General features: G+C 40.5%; 17 protein-coding genes. 4 read left to right on the top strand and 13 right to left on the bottom strand.

Features of this window, described 5'->3' with window-relative positions; all coding sequences use genetic code 11:
- Window positions 1-2 precede the first annotated feature (2 nt).
- Window positions 3-731: a DUF4956 domain-containing protein gene (locus tag OM33_RS17130; protein WP_040135376.1), complete on the bottom strand. Its 729-nt coding sequence runs from the start codon at window positions 729-731 to the stop codon at window positions 3-5.
- A 488-nt stretch (window positions 732-1,219) separates the two neighbouring features.
- On the opposite strand from OM33_RS17130, the gene OM33_RS17125 reads away from it, so the two are divergent.
- Together OM33_RS17125 and OM33_RS17120 are read left to right on the top strand one after the other, a co-directional pair.
- A complete protein-coding gene (locus tag OM33_RS17125; protein WP_040135374.1) occupies window positions 1,220-2,596 on the top strand; it encodes an Lcl C-terminal domain-containing protein in 1,377 nt (458 codons plus the stop codon).
- Between the two features lie 10 nt (window positions 2,597-2,606).
- Window positions 2,607-3,227, top strand: coding sequence for a hypothetical protein (locus tag OM33_RS17120; protein WP_040135372.1), 621 nt, complete (start codon window positions 2,607-2,609; stop codon window positions 3,225-3,227).
- Between the two features lie 60 nt (window positions 3,228-3,287).
- Here the strand turns inward: OM33_RS17120 and OM33_RS23010 are convergent, their stop codons facing one another.
- The 6 genes from OM33_RS23010 to OM33_RS17090 form a co-directional block, all read right to left on the bottom strand.
- Window positions 3,288-5,465: a carbohydrate-binding protein gene (locus OM33_RS23010; protein WP_040135371.1), complete on the bottom strand. Its 2,178-nt coding sequence runs from the start codon at window positions 5,463-5,465 to the stop codon at window positions 3,288-3,290.
- Between the two features lie 408 nt (window positions 5,466-5,873).
- Window positions 5,874-8,474 carry a TonB-dependent receptor gene (locus OM33_RS17110; protein WP_040136909.1) on the bottom strand — a complete coding sequence of 867 codons (2,601 nt, stop codon included), beginning with the start codon at window positions 8,472-8,474 and terminating at the stop codon, window positions 5,874-5,876.
- A 224-nt stretch (window positions 8,475-8,698) separates the two neighbouring features.
- Window positions 8,699-10,300: a glycoside hydrolase family 3 protein gene (locus OM33_RS17105; protein WP_040135369.1), complete on the bottom strand. Its 1,602-nt coding sequence runs from the start codon at window positions 10,298-10,300 to the stop codon at window positions 8,699-8,701.
- Between the two features lie 129 nt (window positions 10,301-10,429).
- Window positions 10,430-11,224: an ATP-binding cassette domain-containing protein gene (locus tag OM33_RS17100; RefSeq protein WP_040135367.1), complete on the bottom strand. Its 795-nt coding sequence runs from the start codon at window positions 11,222-11,224 to the stop codon at window positions 10,430-10,432.
- Window positions 11,217-12,209 (bottom strand): ABC transporter permease, encoded by a 993-nt coding sequence (locus OM33_RS17095; RefSeq protein WP_040135366.1) that lies wholly within the window; start codon window positions 12,207-12,209, stop codon window positions 11,217-11,219. Before OM33_RS17095 ends, OM33_RS17100 begins: the two co-directional genes overlap by 8 nt.
- Before the next feature lie 9 nt (window positions 12,210-12,218).
- The gene (locus OM33_RS17090) at window positions 12,219-13,313 is read right to left on the bottom strand and encodes a substrate-binding domain-containing protein (RefSeq protein ID WP_040135363.1); all 1,095 of its coding nucleotides are present in this window, start codon (window positions 13,311-13,313) and stop codon (window positions 12,219-12,221) included.
- 176 nt (window positions 13,314-13,489) lie between these two features.
- Here OM33_RS17090 and OM33_RS17085 point away from each other — a divergent pair, with 176 nt between their 5' ends.
- Window positions 13,490-14,683 carry an ROK family transcriptional regulator gene (locus tag OM33_RS17085; protein WP_040135362.1) on the top strand — a complete coding sequence of 398 codons (1,194 nt, stop codon included), beginning with the start codon at window positions 13,490-13,492 and terminating at the stop codon, window positions 14,681-14,683.
- A gap of 64 nt (window positions 14,684-14,747) precedes the next feature.
- On the opposite strand, the gene OM33_RS22640 is transcribed toward OM33_RS17085, so the two are convergent.
- The 6 genes from OM33_RS22640 to maoP all read right to left on the bottom strand — a co-directional run bounded on the left by OM33_RS22640 (window position 14,748) and on the right by maoP (window position 20,118).
- Window positions 14,748-14,924: a hypothetical protein gene (locus OM33_RS22640; protein WP_199922621.1), complete on the bottom strand. Its 177-nt coding sequence runs from the start codon at window positions 14,922-14,924 to the stop codon at window positions 14,748-14,750.
- 204 nt (window positions 14,925-15,128) lie between these two features.
- Complete coding sequence (locus tag OM33_RS17080; protein ID WP_040135360.1) at window positions 15,129-17,249, bottom strand: methyl-accepting chemotaxis protein; 2,121 nt, start codon at window positions 17,247-17,249, stop codon at window positions 15,129-15,131.
- A gap of 184 nt (window positions 17,250-17,433) precedes the next feature.
- The gene (locus tag OM33_RS17075) at window positions 17,434-18,438 is read right to left on the bottom strand and encodes a tetratricopeptide repeat protein (RefSeq protein WP_040135358.1); all 1,005 of its coding nucleotides are present in this window, start codon (window positions 18,436-18,438) and stop codon (window positions 17,434-17,436) included.
- A 108-nt stretch (window positions 18,439-18,546) separates the two neighbouring features.
- Complete coding sequence (locus tag OM33_RS17070) at window positions 18,547-19,359, bottom strand: polysaccharide deacetylase family protein (protein WP_040135356.1); 813 nt, start codon at window positions 19,357-19,359, stop codon at window positions 18,547-18,549.
- 290 nt (window positions 19,360-19,649) lie between these two features.
- Entirely contained in the window at window positions 19,650-19,790 is a 141-nt protein-coding gene (locus OM33_RS22635) for a hypothetical protein (protein WP_199922620.1), read from the bottom strand.
- On the bottom strand, window positions 19,780-20,118 hold the full coding sequence (gene maoP, locus OM33_RS17065) for a DUF413 domain-containing protein (RefSeq protein ID WP_052141120.1): 339 nt from the start codon (window positions 20,116-20,118) through the stop codon (window positions 19,780-19,782). The genes OM33_RS22635 and maoP overlap by 11 nt, the downstream gene beginning before the upstream one ends.
- Window positions 20,119-20,496: 378 nt before the next feature.
- Here maoP and OM33_RS17060 point away from each other — a divergent pair, with 378 nt between their 5' ends.
- A complete protein-coding gene (locus tag OM33_RS17060; RefSeq protein WP_040135353.1) occupies window positions 20,497-21,786 on the top strand; it encodes a hypothetical protein in 1,290 nt (429 codons plus the stop codon).
- The last annotated feature ends 32 nt before the right edge of the window (window positions 21,787-21,818 follow it).

Genomic DNA, 21,818 nt, shown 5'->3' with positions numbered 1-21,818 from the left:
AACTAGACTCCTGCAATATTGTGTTGCTCTAATAATGAAATGTTTATACCGCTGTATGTGTTAGATAACGCATTCATACAGGCATCAATTTGCTTTTCATCACTCACAGAAATAAAAAAACTGGCATCAAATCGCTTATCTGCAATATCGATCCGTCGCAATTCAATGCGATCTGCGTGAGTGGTCAATAATGTCTTCAGCTGTGATACAAGTTGCGTGTCTTGATAACCTGTATCTGATTGATGATTGAGCGATAAAAACAGCCCATTTTCTTGTTTTGCTTGGCTATCGCGCTTCTTAACCCAAGCAATTAACAGTAAGGTTACAAAACATGCCACAACCGCTGCGAGGGTTTGACCTGCACCAAGCGCCACCGCGACACCAATGTTTAAAAATAGGTAGAGTAGCTCTTCAGGTTCTTTTATCGGTGTTCTAAACCGCACTATCGAAAGCGCACCGACTAAACCGAGTGCTAATGCGAGTGATGCCTTAACCACTGTAATAATTAAGATCACACTGAGCATTAATAATGGGAATAAACGCGAGAAGTCTTGGCGATTACAAAATGCGCTGGCATATTTTCGAAAATGTGCCCCAATAATGCTCGCCATTACAAATCCAATGACAAGATTGAGCACAAGTGAAGCAAGTTGCACACTTGCATATGGGAAAAACATATTGCGGATGTCTTTAGGTAGAAACGCAATTAACATGGGGTCGACTGATTCCATAACGGCTCCTAATAGATTGCTAACGTAATTGAGGTGTGTGATGGAATAGCACTTAAAGCAGTGAAAACGCATCACGCTAGGAAACAACTACGCAATTACCAATCCAAAGTAGCAAGGCAATCGACCCGAACACTCAACAAAACAACAATAAAACACATAAAATCAAGTAGTTATTAGATCTCCTTCTATACAACTTACGCTTTTAGCTTAAGTTCAAAGCTGTCATCGCATTCAGATAATGCTTCGCATTTTGCAAATAAGTAGAAATCGAATTGCAAAATATTATTCCGTTTTGTTAAGCCTGCTTTACCAACGCCATGGTTGTAATTGAATTAATACAACCTTTAAAAAAGCATTTAATATGACTATTAAACAATAAGTTAAGTCTATCAGGCAGATAGTTACTTGCTAGCTTAATGAGACACGAAAGACTGTAATGGTTTTAATTTTGCACCTTGCACTTTAGATGATTTGGAGGGAGCACATGTATGACCTCACGTATTTTCAAAGCCCTTATTGTTAAAACCGTTTGTTTAATTACAAGCATATTGCTGCTTGCATCATGTAAATATGAGGCGGTTGATGAGGTTGCTTCATCACCTTCAAATACCACTTTGGAAGAGACCAACACGATCAACTTTGATTTGCCAATGTGCGATGGAGAGTGCAGTTGTGATGAAATGCAAATTGAGTTTAACGACACTGGTTCGTTATTAGCTGGTGATTATCCTGAAGGAAACTTTCCTAATTGCAATGGGCAATCCGGCTTTTTACAAGATTGTGATGTCGGTGCTGATATTGAGCAAAGTAATGATGATGGTCATGCAGGCTTCAGCTTTAAAAAGTTAGATACGAATGGCAACACTTCTGACAATAATATGCTTCCACATGCTTGTGTAATGGATAATGTGAGCGGCTTAATTTGGGAAGTTAAAACATTTCCAGGAGCAGGCGATTTACAAGATGCCTCACATACTTACAGTTACCGTGACGATAATTATCCTGCATTTTCCACAACAAATGGGGGGGAATGTGACCGAGAATGTGATAGCCAAAGTTACCTAGCGCGACTAAACCAAGCAGCACTTTGCGGCTTTAACGATTGGCGCTTACCTAGCAAGATAGAATTGCAAGAACTGGTTAACTACAACACATTCACGCCAGCAATCGATGTAAATTATTTTCCACATACAAAATCCAGCTTTTACTGGACAAACAGCTTAGATGTAGACGACGAAGGCAGTATTTGGGCTGTTGACTTTAGTGTCGGTCGCGTTGCTGGCGGTGTCAGTTCGACTACCCGTCATATTCGCGCAGTGCGAGGTCAAAATAGGTTAATTAATCGATTTTCTGCCCCGACGGAAGCAGAACAATTGACCACTAATCGTCGTTTATTTGCCACGCAACAACGTTGCAACAGCATCGAGGTTAATACAGCACCAAGTCACCGTTATAAACAAGACAGTGAAGGTAATGTACTTGATACATTAACTGGATTAATTTGGCAGAAATGCGTAGTCGGCCTTAGTGGTGATAATTGTGAACAAGGTCAGCCAGAAAAGCTAAATTGGCAGCAAGCCTTTGAAGCTGCTAACGATTTAAACGATACCAATGCCAATACCAACCCTTGGCGTCTTCCGAGTATAAAAGAGCTACAACAGAATATTGAGCTTGCCTGTGAAGAACCACCGCTTAACCCGTTTGCCTTTAAGAATATTCCATTTGGTGAAGTGTGGAGCAGTACGCCATCACCGCGTAACGATAACGCAAGTTATCAGTACCAGTATCAAAACAGCATTATTTTCTACAGCAACCGTGACAGCGAACACTATGTGCACCTAGTGCGCAACTGTAGTACTTTTTAGGAGAAAAATTATGAAACTACTTAGCACTATGAGCATTTCGCTTTGTTTAATCGCAGCAAATGCTAACGCAAAAAGTGACATTAACTTTTATGATTATTCAATCGGTGTAAGTTATCAAAGTCTAACGGCAAGTGATTATCGCACAGCCACTGATGGACCGCTCATTGAAGGAGGTAACGCACATGCTATTGGTCTTTATTACAAAGGCGAGCCTCTGCCTTACATTCAATTTGCAACAGGTTTAGATTACATGTATATGGATGATAATGCGCCTTTTGTTCAAACCGTAAAAAATGAATTTACCGGTCAAGTCAGCAACAAAGAATCGTCTATTTCAGGGTTTGGCATGTATGCAGAAGCTGGGCTAAAGTTCTCTCCAGCCAGTTTGGATAGATTATCTTTCGGCATATTGGGTGGTTATCGTTACAACAATATTGAGCGCTCAGTGTTTCGTTGCGACTCATGTGAAAGCCAAGAATTAAACGATTTTGAAAGCTCAATGTATGCAAAAGGTTTTATCGAATACCAACTCACTCAAGATGTTCATATTCAATTAAATTATTCAAACTATTTTGCAGATAACGGTTTTAACAATGGCTTGGGTATTCACATCAGTGTATTTGGTTTTTAATCTTTACATTCCATGCAAAAAAAGTGATGCAAATGCATCACTTTTTAAACCTTCAACTCATTATTGGCAATCACTCACAAAACGCCATGGATCGCCTGCGGTAGGTAAATTATTTTGAGACCACCATTTCGCTTCATAGATTTTGCCTTGATAGGTCACCTGCATGCCACCGGTATACACTTTTGCCGAATCCCAAGGTGCGGGACAAGAAACACCTTGTTCAAAGCTCACAACAATTGAGTGATTGCTACTGATTGATGCAAATGTATAGGCATTGGCAACTTCAACTGATACACCATCGACAGTAACACTTGCAACTCGGTAGCCAGCATCAGCAACAAAGTTAACGGTAAAATCACTGTTTCCTTTGGCGCTTAACACTCCATTTGCATCAGGTGAAGGTGAAATTGCACCGCCCTGACCTACAACCGAGGTAGTCACTGAATAATAAACCGGTATATCAATAATGGCATCGCTAAAGCTGCCATTCACAAAGGCAAAATTAGCTTCACTCAAGGATGTAACATCAGTATTTTTGAGCACCAAGCGTTTTTGATCGCCTTGCGAAGCAGCTGCATCGAGGGTAATGACAGTATCTGCACCTTCTTGTGTTAGCACTAACATTGAGAAGCTGTAATTAAACAGAGGCATACTAATCACAGTTTTAAGCGGGTCGAAGCTATTTACGGTCAGTACGCTATTCCAACCCCAATTTTGACTTGTTAGCGGTACGATAAAACCTAACCGATCGTATCCTCCAGTGACATTATCAAACATATCTGGAGTTAAATCAGCAATGGTTAAGCCATTTAGTTCTACCGAACTATATATGCCCCCATCAGCCGCTTGCACTCCAACAACTAATGCTGTGTCTGTTTCATATGCTTTTAAATGTTTGAAGCCAATGCCTGCCGTACCGCGAATTTTATCAAGTTTAGGATTAAAGTTATTAACAACCTGCTTACCCGACCAGGCAATTTCATAAATTTTAGACTCTGCAATCACCGCTGTTGGATTTGCATTAACATCAGCTGCACTGATCCCTTCAATGATCACTCGTTGGTTAGCAAAGCTGAGTTCAGCCCCTTGCGCGGTATCAGCTATTTGTAAGTTATCCAAAGGCGATGTAGCTTGCCAATCGCGAAGAACGATAAAGTCATCCCCAACAGTAAAGCCTTGCACAGTCGTGACAGCGTTGTCACTTTCGTGTAACGCTAATATATCTGAGCCGCCGCCAAGGATTACTAAGTCACTCCCCCAGCCTGCTGACAGAGTCTCGGCATAACTTGACCCTTCTATGGTGTCATTTGCTGGCGTGTCAAAAATAGTGTTGTAACCGCCAAATTTATGCACGTATTTAGTGATACACGTGCCTAGCTCATCGCAGGTAATTTCATCTTTGGTAAGTAAACGTGCAGTCCCCCATGCGCCACGTAAATGCGCTGCTGCAAGTAAGCCCGACATCGTTGCTTGCACTTGAATTGGATTGCCGCTGTCATCCACACCTGGCCAACTTTTAGCAAGGGCGTCTGCCCATGTCATATTGGCATCACCTAATAATTGTGTCATCACGCCATAGTTAAAGTGCATTGCATCGCGGATCACTAATTCTTGTTTTTCAGGTTTGATTAAATCTGCGAATGAATTAACGCCATTCTTACCAACAAATGTACCTTGCCAATTATTCACATCCGTTGCCAAAATTTTATTGCCACCGGAACCGACAATCTCAACCAATGCTTCCGTTTTGCAGCCAGCCCAAGTGGAATCATCCACAAACACATAAAAGCTGTCGTACTCCACACCATCCACATTTACCACTTTAGGGCTATAGTAACCAGCATCAATTAACACGGCTTCACCTAGTTGATAACCAACAAACCCCCACGCATTCATCGAGTTGTATTGCATGCTTTTAAACATTTCTGGGTCATAAGGTGTTTGCGAATTGTAAAAGCCATCAACGCCCAGTTTGGAAAAAAAATCATTTATCGTGGTTGGCTCTGGGATCATACTGCCCGTTGCACAGTCACGAATCATGCGACCTGGCGCACTTACTCGTGCATAGTTGTAAACTGGGTTGTTGAGGTTTTCTAAATAAAAGTCAGCCAGATTAGGGTTGATACCTGATTCAAAATTACGCAAAGAATCTAAGAAATCTTGAATGCCTGTACCGGCATTTGCATTGCAGCTAAGCAGTACCGCAAGTGCACATGTGGTCAATTTTGCATGATGCATTGGGTTGTCCTTCTTATTTGGTTACACGAGTTTAATCGGTAAAAGTTTTTGTCAGGATGCGTTGCGATTGCATCTTCTTGATTAAACCAAAACGACACGACTGCTTGCCTTACAATGGCTTAATACTCTTCACCCTAACGCCAGGTTAAAATTTAGTCAATACAATTTACTTATTATTTTTAACTTTCTATTTACAAATTGGCTTTTGATTTTTCTACTGCAAGGAATGCGAGATAAGGCAAACTGGGCGGCTTGCCTTAGGGGAACACGAGCCTAACACTAATCGCAACAACGATTAATATTTGCTCATCTGTGTTAGACCGGTGAAGGGCGTGTTGCGTTGACTGACAACAGCTAACACAGCCAAAAACGTGCAAGAAATGAGGCATTTCGCCTCACATCATTTATTTAGAAACGAATACTTGCACCAACAAAGTAACGTGTACCAAATTCATCAACGCTGTGTACAATATTGCCTGCTTTTGGTTGACGCAGTACCAGGGCTTCATTAAGTAAGTTTACCGCTTCAAAAGAGAGGTCAACATTTTCAGTAACATGCCAGATAACGGATGCATCTAGCTGGTCATACGCATCATTTAAACTATCTAAGCTACTGCCATTATATTGGCGAACCCAATCATCACGGTAGTTATATGCTAAACGCACACTGAACATATCATTTTCGAAATAGCCTGATAAATTAAATGAATTCTTAGACACTTCTTCAATTGGTACTTGCTCACCCGCTGAGTTTGTGCGCGCGCTATCTGTGTAAGTGTAATTAAACTGGGTACCAAACCCGTTACCAAAATCGTGTTGATACTGTAGCTCAATACCTCTTACATCCGCAGTGCCCACATTACGAGACCGAGTAACCAAACAATTAGGACCACAACCAGGGTAATCTTCTTGTGCTGTTGTTTGTTCAATATAATCGCTAATATTTTTAATGAAGAAGGTCGCCCCCACAATTGATGAAGGATTAAAGTAATATTCTAAGCCCATATCATATTGATCAGACTTGTAAGGATTTAGTTCAGGGCTACCCACATTAGCAGTTTGAAAGCTTTCGGAAATAATATCAGCAACTTTCATATCATCGTAATCAGGTCGTGAAACCGTTGAACCGGCTGCGACACGGAAAATAAGATCTTGCGATAGATCCATTACCACATTCACACTTGGCAAGTAGTTAGTATAGGATTTCTCAACTTCGCCTGGCACATTATTGATTTCACCTACCGAAAGAATATCGGTATCGACAATACGTAGACCAACATTACCGCGGAAGCCGTCACCGGCAAAATTCGCTTTTACGTAAGCCGCTGTAATGTCTTCTTCAATCGAAAAGGCATCACGTACTGAAATAGCACTTGGTTTATTTGCTTCGGCGTAATCCCAAATACCGCGACTGGCAACAGGGAACGCCGACATACTGCCTGCGCGACCTTCAGCAGAATGTAAACCTGAGACAAAACCACCGTTAAAGTCTGCAAGGGAGAGACCGTCGGCCATTGCCGCTGCAAGATCTAAGTCTTGATAATTACCTTGTGATGCGAAGACTTGCTCTTGATATTTAATACCTGCCTGAATTGAAGTAATAATGTCACTTTCAAGCAAGAAGGTAAAATCAGCCTGAGCATAATCAATTTCGTTTTCACGGATATAGTTGATGTAGGTGTACTCCATAAACAAATCGAAATTGCTATGAGAGTCTAAATACGCGGGGTTAGTAGGTATTAACTCAAGCGGACCGGCAACATCAAAGCTAAAACTTGAATTAGCAGTTTCGGTAATATCACCCCACCAAGTACTGGTTTGTAGCGTTTCGCCACGTGCATCTGACTTGCCTATTACAAAGTCCGCTGACCAAGTATCTGCATCATATTCGACACTGAAATTCAACGCATCCGTTTCCATATCTGGTTTACGCAGCACCGCATTATTAAATAAAGGTGCAAGCCCCACCCCTGATGCTAGCGATGTAGCAGCAGTGACAATACCTTGAGAATTTTCAACTACCGAGTCGCCCTGCATTTGACCGAAACCAACAATTGCGAACATCGCGGAGTTAACATGGTCGTTTTTCAGTTCAAATAAGTTGTAGTTTAAATTGAAAGAAAGGTTATCGCTTGGCGCATATTGAAGTGTAAGCTGTGAACTCGCGCGCTCACGATCTTCGTCAAATAAAATAGAGGACATGGCACCATAGGAACTACGTTCTACACCATTTGAATCGGTAAATGTAGCGTTACCCGCTGGCCCAAAGTTTGACAATGTTTCGCGATAGACCTTTGATTCTTCATTTGAATACGCCAGTAACACACCAAATGTTTCACTCTCATTTTTCCAACTGCCTAACGCAGAGTATGCCGGTGACCAATCTTCTGCATTGTTGTGATACATGCCTTCTACAGAGGCAAATACAGTGCCAGCATCCATATCAAGTGGTTTACGCGTTTTAAGATTAACCGTCCCCCCCATCGCACCTTCATTGAGGTTTGATTCAACCGATTTATACACATCCATGCCAGCTATTTGCTCCGATGCAAGCATTTCAAAGTTAAAGCTGCGGTTCATACCACCTAAATCAAACCAGCCCACACTCGCTACATTTTGTCCGTTTAATAACACCATGCTATGTTCAGGGGCAGTACCACGGATTGTTACACCATTTACTTCACCAAAGGTTCTAACAACCGTTACACCCGGAATGCGTTGCAGTGCATCACCAATATTTTTGTCTGGGAACTTACCAATGTCTTCCGCTGAAATAGAATCAACCACTGCATTAGCAAAACGCTTGGTATTAAGCGCCTGCGTTAAACTTCTGCGAATACCACGTACTTCAATGGTTTCAACTTCATTACTTTGTGCTTGTGCAGTTTCTGCGAGTGCTTGCGCTTCTTCTGCAGACAAATTTAAACTTATCGCAGTAAGTGCTGCACCAATACACAGTGAGAGGCGTTTAGCCTTTAACGTGTTGGCGATCGGTTGGCTCGTCTTCATCTTGTTATCCTTATTATTATCTATAAGCATGTTATTGTTATGTGTTTGATTTGCTTGCATGTTACCCAAATCATTCAATGTGATTTAAAGAACCCACACCGCCAAAGCACCGCTCTCCCCCAGACGTCAGCAAACACCCACATTTTAAGTAAAACGTTTTGATTAATTATTTATTCAATTGTTTTGACTAATTGTCAAGCAATTATGATTTTTTTCGTAAATTTTTATAAGAGGCTTGCGAGATGCTTAGCAGCACAAACCCGGCTGGAATAACAACAAACATAGGTTGCTAATGCGTCATAGTGCTCTAACTCATAATCTGAACGCATTGCAACGACAATAACTTGATCACCATACTTTTCGAGCGCACGCTTTACTAACTGTTGTTGGTCGGCCACATCAAAGCTTTCTCCAGGTAGCGGGTAATCTTCAGTAACAATCACTAACGGCTTGGTCAAAGTGTGGTTCTCTTGTGAATTTAGTAAGGTGTTTAACCGCTCAAACGACAATAATTCAAACCTATTTGTTCGTTCTGATAACTCAGTGAGTATGGTGTCTTTTGCAGAGCGAGGATCATTTGGGCCAATACCGCGACTGTTCACAAGGCTTTCATATTTCCTAGGGTCAGCCGCAAATGTCAGGGTGAATTCACGTTCCATCAGCGGCCAATATCCTTTTTTATTTCTTAGAGTAATAACACTGCCAGCTACTGCATCTGCAATAATCTCTGCTATCTGATTGTGATCTAACTGTTCTGACGTTGGTAAGGTATTCATTTGGCTATATTTGTAATTCAGCACATGACTTAATCTGGCATCAATCACTGACTCATCAAGCGCCCCGCTTTTAACTCTATCAATCACCCCATTAATCGTTAATTTTTGAATCGCTTTATAATCGGTCGCACTATTTTCATAATGCTCTTCGCTTAACATGACCAGATGTGCCCCAGCTTTAAGTGCGAGTACTGCAGCCTCTGCGGGTTGATAATTTTTCCGCATTGCCCACATATTCATACTGTCGGTGATAATCAAACCGTTAAAACCCATTTGCTGTTGCAATAAGTCGGTTAAAATTTTTGTAGATAACGTTGCTGGATAGGTGTCATCCAATTGCGGATACATAATATGGCTAGTCATGATCATGGACACGCCTGCATCAATTGCAGCTTGAAAAGGCACCAAGTCGCTCTCTTTCAGTTCTTGCAAAGACTTATCAACGCTCGGCAAGCATTGATGTGAATCATTGTGGGTGTCTCCATGACCTGGAAAATGCTTTGCTGTTGCCAAATTCCCCCCACGTATTGCACCACGAACCGCCGCTGCGACATGCTTTGCAACATGCACAGGCTTTTCACCAAATGCTCTGAGACCAATAATTGGATTATTTGGGTTTGCATTAACGTCTGAACAAGGTGATAGCAAAGTGTTGTAGCCAAGCGAGTGCATTTGCTGTGCATACACTTGATACATTTGCTCAGTTAAGCTGTCATTATCCGCTTTACCCAAGGCTAAATTACCCGGTCCCAAGTCGGTATGACGGGCCAATATTCCCCACGAGCCTTCTTGATCAACACACAATAATAGCGGCGCATCGCAGGCGCGTAATTGGGCTTGATGCTGTAACTCATTGGCTAGCTTTTTTGCCCCCATTGGTGTGGCAGCGTTGTCATCGGTGATATAAAAGCCACCGACATGATAGTCTTTCACCAATTTCTTTGCGTAATCGATATCTTGTCCTGCAAACGCCAGAACAAATAACTGCCCTACTTTCTCTGCTAATGTCATCGTACTGATGAGCTGTGCCACTTTCGTATGAGTTGCCATAATTTCTCCAAATTTAGGCCGCAAAAAACCGCATTTATGCTTTTGCATAAATGTAAATTAAAGTTGTTAAACGTAGAGGTGTGACACAATGCAATTAAGAGTTTTGCCACACTAAGTTTTAGAGTTTAGCTATGCCGCACTGGCGCTCACTTGCAGCGCAGTTTTAGCACCGGTGATAAGCGCCACCAAATCTTCTTTAGAGACATCGGATACCGACACATCAGCAACTGATTCACCTTGATAGAGCACCACTGCTCTGTCACACGTATCAATCACATGTTGCATATTGTGGCTGATCAACAGTACTGCGACGCCTTGTGAACTGATCACGTTGATGAGCTCGTTTACTTGCGCACTTTGTTCAACACCAAGTGCTGCTGTGGGTTCATCCATAATCACAATATCAGCCCCCCAGTTAACCGCGCGTGCAATCGCAACCGCTTGGCGTTGGCCACCTGAAAGAGATTGGATTTGTGCTTGAAAACTTGGGATCCGACTGTTTAAACGATTAATGGCTTTTTTGGCACGCTTTTCCATGGCTTTTTTATCTAGCCAGCCTAAGGCACGTAAAATAGGGTTTTTGTGCTTTATTTCACGATTTAGAAACAGATTATCCGCAATATTGAACTCCGGTACCATTGCAAGATCTTGGAAAACTGTTTCGATACCCGCATCCCTTGCTTGTTCGGGGTTGGTAATTTGTACTTGTTTATCATTTACACGAATTTCGCCTTTGTCTGGTGCATGAATCCCCGAAATACAGCGTACTAACGTTGATTTACCCGCGCCATTATCTCCTAACAAACCAACAACTTCGCCTTTATTGATTTTAAAACTCACGTTTTTTAGTGCTGTCACGGCGCCAAAGCTTTTTTGAATACCTTTCAGTTCCAAAGCAACTTGATCTAATGCGGTTCTAACCATTTTTAATCTCCTTAACACCGATTGCGACTGCAACAATCAAAATCAGCCCTCTGGCAATCATTTGTTCATTAGTTGAAAAGCCTGACAGAATAAGCCCGTTATTGATCAGCCCCATTAACCATGAACCAAGTACTGCACCAATAATGCATGCACGTCCACCGAATAAACTTGTGCCACCAATTGCAACTGCTGCAATTACTGTGAGTAAGTCTGCCTCACCGAGTGTATAACGAGCACCGTGTAAGCGACCTGCATACAATAGACCTGCCAAGGCTGCAGCCATTGAAGAAATCACCAAGGCATACACTCGAATACGCGTTACTTTTATACCCATTGCAAGTGCTGCTTTTGGGCTCCCGCCTACGGCCAATAAGTGACGCCCAAATGCCAATTTAGTGAGTGCCACATAACCAAAGCCTGCAATTACTAGGGTCCATATAAGTAATGAAGGAATACCAAAGAACTCACCGGCGCCAAAAAAACCGGTGAAATCACCATTAATAATTGGCACCGACTCAAGATTGGTAAATTGACGAGCAAGTCCGGTAATTACGCCCATTGTGCCCAGTGTGATTAACAGAGAAGACACCTGTAGTCGTTCGATTAAATAGCCATTAACTAAACCAACAACTAAACCGACCGAAAGCGCGCCTAACACAGCCAATCCAATACCTGTATATTGCAACAAAACCGCACCAACCAAGGCTGACAGCGCAACAACAGCGCCTATGGACAAATCAATATGGCCCACTGCTAAGGCGAAGGTCAATCCTACCGCCATCACCGTTATTGGCGCAGTTTGACGAATGATGTTCATAAAATTGGTTAAGCTAAAAAAGGCGGTATCGTGAAGCACTACAGCAAACAACAGCAGTACAGCTAAAAAAATGTAATAAATAAATAACTCACGTTTAAATGCGTATTTACTTACAAATTCCATCACTCGCGATTTTCTTTCAATTAGTGTTAAGTCACTGGCACTCATTTTTCTTCCTTATTGTTTTAGTGCAAGGTCAAGCATTTTTGGTAATGGCGCTTTAAACGCATGTTGCCAAATTTCAGCGATATTCTCGTGCGTTACGGCATCATAAGGCACCAGTGTAAAATGGGGAGCCGATTCGCCCAATGTGGCTAATGCACCCAACTTTGCCATTGTTGCCCCAATCACATAGGGTCTATCAGAAATGGTCGCAAGCATGTTTCCATGCATCGCCATATCAAGCAGGTTATTCACGCCAAGATCATGCGTGACGACTTTAATATAACGGTTACCAAATGAGCGCAGCGCTTCAATAACCCCTTCTGCCGCAGCATCCCATGATACATAAATCACATCGAGCTCTGGGTGTTGTAATATCATAGCGGCAGCTATCGCACTGGTTTCGTGCTCTTTTACAAAGCCTTTTTCAATCACAATATCCAGGCCTTTCGATTTCGCTATTTCTTTGCGAAATGCATCATCGCGATTATTGGTGATAAAATACTGTGCATCGTGAAAGATCATGCCTATTTTGGCGTTTTCGCCAAACGCTTTTCGAATGCTAATGGCAGCTTCTTTCCCCATACCAAACATGTCATCAGTCACAATGCCCACATAATCTTTGCCATGAACAAACCCCGGAATAGGATTACTGAGCAACATCAGTTGAGAACCACTCTGGAGTGCTTTTTGATAACTTTGCTTGGTACTTATCCCATCAACACTCAGCGACAAAAGGATATTTGGCTTGAGCGCTGTAATATTTTCTAGGTCAGCGACTTGTTTTGCAGGGTCAAATTGCGCATCAGTGCTAGCAACTACGTTTATGCCTAACATTTCAAAGGTGTCTGATGCACCTCGAGATACTGCACTTATCCATGGACTTGCGCCATGCCATGCCATTGCTGCCGTTAATTTCTTTTGTTTAATTAATTCAACTTGCTGATTAGTCATTGAAATTGATGACGCTTGTTTCGCTTGTTGCCAATCGATTTCTTGTTCAGCAGCACTCCAAGTAGCCATTAAAGAACAATATATTCCCGTTGTTAAAGTGATAATCTTCTTAAAACGGCGCATACATTGCCTTTTTTGCTGTCCTTGCTCTTTCATTTTTGAATTCTTTTTATACAATGGATTGTGTTATATTTATGCATACGAATCATTATGTCAAATGTTTTGACTAATTAATTCTAAGCAAATTAGCACTTATTAATTGCACATCCATCATTACTCAATATATCATCAATTAAACTTCTGAATTTTGGGATAAAAGCAGGTCATTACAGTTGAAAGGATCAAACGCAAAGCAAAATAAAGCGCTCAATTTAAGATTGGCACTCTCTCAGATCGTTGCTTTAGGCCCAATATCCCGTGTAGAAATCGCCCGAAATACCAACTTAACGAAACAAACCATCACTAACATGGTTGAAACCTTATTGGAGCACGATTTAGTTTCGGAAGTGGGTATTAAAAAAGCTGAGGGGGCAGGTAAGCCTTCAAAAATGCTTTGCTTCAATGAAAAAGCCGCCTTTTCAATTGCCATACGGATTATGGGAAATGAACTGTTTGTCGGTATTTTTAAACTGAATGGCGATTGTATTAATAGCCTCACAACCTTATTCGAAAACAGCGAATTAGTGTCAAAAGCCACTTATCTGGTAAATACCCTTATCAATATTGATAATATCGATAGCAACAAAATTTTGGGTGTTGGACTGGCAGTTCAAGATAGCAACAATTTTGCTTTAGACGGGCATAAGGCAGCAAAAGAAACACAAATCGAATTAGCCAAAAGCTTAAACCTACCGGTAGCACTCGAAAGTACAGCTTCCGCTTGCGCTGCCTATCAAATGCTATTTGGTGAAGCGCAAACGTTACATAGTTTTGTTTATGTACACATTGGTAATCGCATTGAATCTTCTGTTGTTTATAATCGCAACATTTTACTGGGCCAAAATGGCTTAACTGGCGCATTGGGTGATATTTTTGTCACACCCGAAACCGATAATGAAACTGGCGAATTGGGTCGCCTAAATGACTTCGCATCCCTTAATTCACTGAAAAGCGCACTTAATTTAACCACTCAAAAACATGATGATTTTCTGGCATCACTCAACGAAAACAATAAACAACTACCAATCTGGGTAAATAAAGCTGAAGAGCCGATGCGCATTGCGATTCATACCATAGAATCGATGTTTAACAGTCAAACAATCATTTTAGGGGGCGATATCAATGAATGGTTACTTGAAACGCTCATCAAGCAACTTAGGCCATACATTCCAAGTATTGCGCAATTTGGAGAGCGCCAAGTAATTCGTTTAATTAAAACCCCAGACGTGAGCCAAATCACGCAAAAGGGCATTGCGACTTTGCCTCTGTATGCTGCATTAGGTTACGAAAATCATCACATTCTGTATTGTCCTAACACGCTTCAACCTACTCAGTTACAATCCTTAATTTATGCTTTAGACGCATAAAAAAACACTTGCTGGTTGAAGGCAAGTGTTTTTAATGGTTGGGATATTAAGTTGTTCTAACGATTTATTTGTGACGCACTAAGTAAGTTGCTAATGCAGCCACACTGCCAATCACAACCGCGCTTGTCATGCCAGCGCCGATTAAAGTGCCTAAAGTCACACCTAGTGCGAATAAAGCGATACCACCTTCCACTAAATGGGAAACTTCAAAGTCAAATAAGCTGTTTTCTGTGATTGTCATTGTTACTGTCCTGTTGTGTTGATGGCTTTAGTTTATGCAGGACAAATAAATTAAAATGACTTTTGTGCTTAACGGCTATATGCGGTGATGTTTGGCAAAATAAATGGATAAAGGCCCAAACTTGATATTAAATGGATGTCGATTTTAAATAGCTTCAAGTCAGGGCGAATTGCCAACTCGATGTTGAAGCTATTTAGAAGATGTTTATTGCGTTTTAAGCTGGCCTAATTGTTTATGTTTTTGCTCAACTAAATAGGTAAGTTGCTGCGCGGCTTGCTCTACGGTATCAGCAAGTGCTGAAAGCTCTGCAGCAGCATCGGAAATACCTGTCATATTAGCACTTAAATCTTCAGTCACCGCACTTTGCTCTTCAGCTGCGGTGGCGATTTGCGTTACTTCATTTGAAATCAAAGCAAGTTCATTCACCATCTCACCCATTTGCGATGCGGCGGTAGCACAATGTTCCATGGCTTCACTCGCTTGAGAAACTGATTTATCAATAATCGATTCCGATTTGCCAACTTCATTTTTCAGGTTATCAATTAATTGACTTATTTCATTGGTCGAGTCTTGTGTTTTTGATGCAAGTGAACGAACTTCATCTGCAACTACAGCAAAACCGCGCCCTTGCTCACCGGCACGAGCCGCTTCAATTGCCGCATTAAGCGCTAGTAAATTTGTTTGTTCCGCAATGGAACGAATGACATCTAGAATGTGCGTAATATCATTACTGCGCTCTGAAACAGCACCGATTGATTCTTTGGCGCTATTTACATGATCTGTCATCGTTTCAACTGACTGTGACGCAGCCACAATACCCCGTTCACTTTCTTTTACTTTTAAATTAGTCTCATTTGTTGTGGTCGCTGCGCTTTCAGAAGAGCGCGCCACTTCGCTCGCAGTCGCACTGAGTTCATTAATGGCGGTCACAACACTATCAATTTCCATATGTTGCATATTTACCTTGGCCTTGATGTCTTGCGCTGCCTGAGAGGTATTGGAAGATTGACTAAATGCATCGTTCGCAAGATCTTTTAGACCATCAATCATATTGCGTAACTTTTCAGTAAATTGATTAAATCCCGCAGCCAATAAAATTAGTTCTTCATGTTGCGTTACATCAAGACTCACAGTGAGATCACCTTCACTGCTTGCAAGGTTTTCAATGCGTTGTTTAATTTCAGTAATCGGCCTAACAATGGTGCGAAGAATCATAATTGATACCGCAATCGCTATAATTGATACCAATACACCAATAAATATCATTGAACGACCAACACTCGCAGAGGCATCGGCTTGTTCTTGTGCAAGTTCAAACGCATTGGCTAATGCGACACTTTTCGGCAACTCCACGATAAGACTCCATGTCGTATTAGCAGCACTAATATTAATTGGCATAGCAAAAACCAAATTATCACCAACTTCAATCTGTTCTTGTCGCTTTCGGATGCTCATTATATTATTTGCATCGCCATTGGTGAGCGATTCGCTAAGCGGGCGAGCTATTTTTTTATAGTGGCTAGAGCCAACGACTAAACCGATATTACTTAAAATTGTGACTTTGGCTTGCCCGTTATACAGGCCATTTGAAATGCTTTCAGTAAGTGATTGAAACTTTGGTAAATTGATATCTGCACCGACAATACCAATAAATTGATTATTACTGATAATTGGCACCGTTAACGAGGTCATCAATTCTGATTGGCCGGGTTCAATCTCATACAAATACGGTTCCATAATACATGGCCGCTTTGTGTCTTTGGCACACAAATACCATTCGCTTTCGCGAAATCCAAATTCATTTTTTTCACTTAAATATTTTTCAGCAGCATCTTCAACTTGATGCTGTACTAAGCGACCATCACTTTCTCGTGTAATATAAATTTCAAGCGTGCCCGCATCTGGTACTGAATGGGTATACCCAGAGCGAAATTCACTGTCTTTTTGGTCATAACCATTTGCTTCGAATTGTGCGTATATTGAAGAAATATCTGGATTACTTGCCAGTGCTCCCAAACTTAATTGATAAACACCTTCTCGAGATAACGGGCTTGTCATTGCGGTATTTGCCAATCCCCCAGACAGCGTGAGTGGGATTTTATACTCAGTATTTATATAGCTTGCGATTTCAGTCGCATAATACTGGGTTTTACTCATAAGCTTTTCGTTAATCTCACTGAGCAAAACAGATTGAACGCGATTACTTTGAGTGTGATTATTGCTATTCAATTGCACCCAACTGCTTGCAACTAGTGTGATGACCAGCAAAGCCAGTGTGGTTGAAATAAATGTGATTAATTTAGTTTGTATAGAAAGATGGCGCATTCGTATCGCAACTCGTTATTATTGTACTCCTTTGAATATAGTCAAACTGTAGCGATTAAACGCAATTTTTCGTAATTTATTTGTTGAGAGTATAAAAGAGCCAAAAATTCTAAAAAGGTTGTTTTACACTCACTATTTACTCAATTTCTCAGCAGTTTAAACGCCATACTGGTTTTATTAAAAACTAAGTAAAATGACATTTTTCTACGAGCTCAAACCACTCGGCTTGAAAGCGATCATGCTGTGGTTTTCTTTCACTAACGGTTAATGCGATACCCAGTGGTTTGGCAAGGTGTTCTATAACAAGCAGCTGTTCGTGATAGTCACTAATTTTAGTGAAGTGTTTAAGTAGCTCATCACGCATTTGGCTGTTTATCAATTTGCCCGTTTGATGCATGTAGCCGGCGTTAACCCAAGCTAATAAGGCTTTAGTCGCTTCATTTGGAAAAGCTTGGCTTTGTTGATATGTGGGCAAATATAATCGTTGATAGTTTGTCAGCTCTTTTTGCACCACAAAAGCAAACAGCAAATAGGTGCCAACCCTAACTTTACCAGCACCTTTGTTAATTGCCTGATAATACTCAAGAGCCTTACGAAAATAAGTTTCTGCTTTAGCAACCTGCCCGGCATCAAACGCAATAAGACCTTGATTAAAACTTATCATACCCATCATATTTAAATTTTTATCTGCTTTTGCCATTTTGGCTGAATACTCAAATAACGATTTTGCACGTTCAAGGTCTCCCACCTCTCGGGCTAACAAAGCTAAACTGTTATTTAAAATCACGCGCAGGCGATCATTGCTGGCGCTTTGATAAGAGCATTTAAAACTAAGTTCTGCATCGATAAGGTAACGATTTCGCCTTAACCAAATTCCCAAAGCACTGGTAATCGACGTTATATTTTCGGCAAAATAAGGATGGCTGCGGTATTTAAACACACTATTTACGGATTGAATTAAGTTATCTAACTTACCAAGCGGTAACGACGCGCGCATATTTAAAATATACCACTCGATTTGTTGCTTATCGTTGAGTTCTGATGTTGCGGCAATTTCTTGAAGAATATGTAAGCTTTCTGAGGGTTTAACCGTTAAATAATCTTTCGCCTCTTTTAATCTATCATCTGTTTGCGCACTCCAAGTAAAAGATGAAGTGACAATCAAAAATAAGCAAACAAAACGCAGCATAAAGCTTCCAAATATTGAAAGAATTAACAGAGGGTACGTAACTAAATATACAGCAATAAGGACGATTCTAGTAGGTTAACCTCCAGAAAGCCGCACACGTTAAGTATATTAATGATTATTACTATGCGACTGTTTTAATCGTTCTTGAATATAGCGATTTACGTCTGCAACGGTTGCCAACCAAAAGCCATTTGATGGGTCTTTTAAATACAGGATAAGCTGCTCTAGCGCACGTACATCAATACTGTAAAGCCCCTTTTCACCCACTTCGTGACCTGCCAAAACAATCCAAGCATTATCAAACTTTGCTTGTTCTATTAATGCTATTAGCTCATTAAATGTTTTGCCATCCATATTAAAAGCGCGAATTTGAGCAGGATCGTAATAGTAGGGGTCATTCGCGGTTTCATCATTCCAAGTGCGTCCATAATCAAACAGCTTTGCAACGATAGGCACATAGCTTTTTACAGCCTTGCCTCGGCCGACAAATGTTTGGCCGCATGGGTAAGCAAACCCTGTTGGCTGTTGTTTTGTTAAATTTATAATGTCTTGCTGAGCTGCTTTTATATCTTGAGCAATAAAATTAAGGTCCACCTGCTCCAAGCCTTTGTCTTGTTTACGTAACCAACGAAAATTGCCAGTACATAAGTGACTTTGACTGTGATTTGCTATCTCATGGCCATTTTTTCCTGCATTTTTCCATGCTTTTTCATAGCCAATCATCTGTTCAGGCATTATGTAAAATGACCCTTTTACTTTGTGCTTATCAAGCAGAGGTAAGCCAACATCTACCTGCGACCTTCTGGCATCGTCAAAACTTAAGCTAATTGCAAAGCGAGCATTATTTGGATATTGCCATGCTGAAAGTGCTTGAAAGCTGCAAATACTTATAATGAAGCACAATGCCGTCTGAATTTTCATGATTAGTTGCCTTAAACGTGACCGATAGTTCAAGCTAACGGTACAGAAAACTAAGTACAAGAAAAATGAGCGTAAAAGACATGAAAAATCATCATATTGCGATAATGCACACTCGTTTTGGCGTATCGATGTTCTACCGCTTAATGTGACTCAAAACACTACAGCGATTACCTTTAAATTATGCTGGAACTGAACATGTTAGGTAATGTTTAAGCATGGAGGAATTAGTACGCGATACCGCGTACTAATTCCTATTGTGTTATCTTATAAAAATACTGTTGGTTGGTATGTTATTCGTCACTCCAATCGTCATCATCAAACTTTCGACGTTTCACTCTGTAGTTCAACTTATCCTTAGCTTTTTCCTTTTTTAGTCTTTTCGTTACTTTATTTTTCTCAAGATAACTACCTTGATTTTGCTCATGCTTCATCGTGACTCTCAAACGACCTAGATATTTCATTGCGAGAACTGTTCGCACTCGCTCTATGGCTCACTTTATAAAGTGCTTTTAAGTATTTGCGCCATAATCGCACTTCATAAACTGCAGACTCTTCATCCGACATAACACTGTCAACAAAGCGCTGCTCCACTTCATTTGTGGGCGTTAATTCGCCACAGTACAAATCGTTTAATGTATAGCCATAATTAATTAAAAAATTTGCCTCAGGAATAGTGAAAAAGCCAGCCCTATCGATGCCACCAGGAAAGTGTTCATCGTCATAAAATTTTCGACCACCTAATCTAATTTCAGCTGCCATATTTTTAATCTCAACATGTTAGAAAATTAAACTTTGTTCGCACCATGGAAACAGTGCGTTCGCAAGTGAAAAATAGTTAAATTTTGCCAAGAAGAAAATCAAAATATTATTGTCGTCAAGATAAAAATTTCTGAATTAAGTTTTATGATCGATGTTAAAGGCGTTTTGCAATAAAAGCCTTTAAGCATGCATTGTTAAAAGCAGCTGATTTGTTCGATTATTGTCAAATTCGAATTGTTATTTACAACTTTTTTATATCCTGCGCTTATCACGTATAGCACGCGACTAATCACTTTAAGTATTTATTTCCATAAGAAAAATATTAATGATAGGTTTATAACAGCTTAACAGCTCAATAATTTTTAAAAGGGAAGTAGTATGAAAATAATAGTAATGAGCTTGCTCGTTTTGGTATGTCACACGAGTTACGCACATACGCTCTACAGCAGAATGAGTGAATGCGAGCCAAACTTATCCATCAACGGAAAAGAGTTCAGAGCAACGGTTAATTACAAGCGCAGCGATAGTAAAGATGACCAAATCAATAAAGTAAGACAAAAGCTCTATCGCATAATTAGCCAACAGCTTAATGACTACCCAAATGGATTAATAGAACAAAGCGTATTGTTTATCAACAACAGTCAAACTAAACAAGTAACTGGCACCGTAGCAGTAAAACATGTTAAGCGGTGTACAGGTAAAACCTATCATATCACCCAAGATTCACTTGAGCTGTTAACAGCTATCGTTAATAAAAACGATTTTCCTGCAATTAAATTTACAACAGAATATACTTTTACCCCTTCACTTCCTGAAGAGATAAAGCCGATTGATGTTGATGGTAAAATTACACATAACTCGGTATTTGGCGTGCCCTTGGGAGCAACATATGAAGAGGCACGAGCTAAACTTGAGCGATTTAGCTTACAGTGGCCAATTAATGATAATCTATTCATCGCATTAATCGGCAGAAACCACTTATTTATCTTTGAAAATGACATTTTTAAGGGTTATCAATACCATCACTCTCTTTTGCCTATGTCGTTAGCAAACCAATTAGAATTGGTTACTCTAGATATCGAATTACTGGCTAATGACGCAATTTTTTCGACCAAAATGCTTTTAACGGAAAATCAAAAAAACACATTAAAGAAGGCATACCCAACAGTCGCTTTTCAAACCATGCACAGTGATAACGAGACATCATTTAGTAAGATTGAAAGTGTTCAAGTAGGCAAACTTGCAGATATTAATCAATTAAAGCCGCTCCCTTGTTACAAAAATAATGCCTCATTCAATCAATTTCTCACTCAGCAAAAGGAAAAATTAGTGTCGCTTATTGATGTAAATGATAAACGTTCACTACTCACTGGTTGCTCACAAAAATTCACGCTAACAGGGAATAACAAGCTAAAAGAAATTATCTTATTAGATGAGATAGGTAACGGCCAAAATAACGCAAAAACAATCAACACACTTGTGAGTTCGCTTAAACCTTGGACGTTAGATAATGTAAAGTATGGCCAAACAGCATCAGAACTTTTAGCACTTGGCGCGACACTTGAGTGGCAACAAGCACTTTTAGAAACACCGCAATGGCATGGTATCTTTGAAATGTATGATGACGTTATCTACGCTGGAAAAATTATTCCTTTGGCTTTAGATTAAGCCCTAGGCGAAAGCACCAATTATCTATGCGC

This window comes from Pseudoalteromonas piratica, assembly GCF_000788395.1.
Taxonomy (GTDB): domain Bacteria; phylum Pseudomonadota; class Gammaproteobacteria; order Enterobacterales; family Alteromonadaceae; genus Pseudoalteromonas; species Pseudoalteromonas piratica.
The sequence above is the reverse complement of the archived record's forward strand: the minus strand, read 5'-3'. Positions and strand labels throughout refer to the sequence as shown.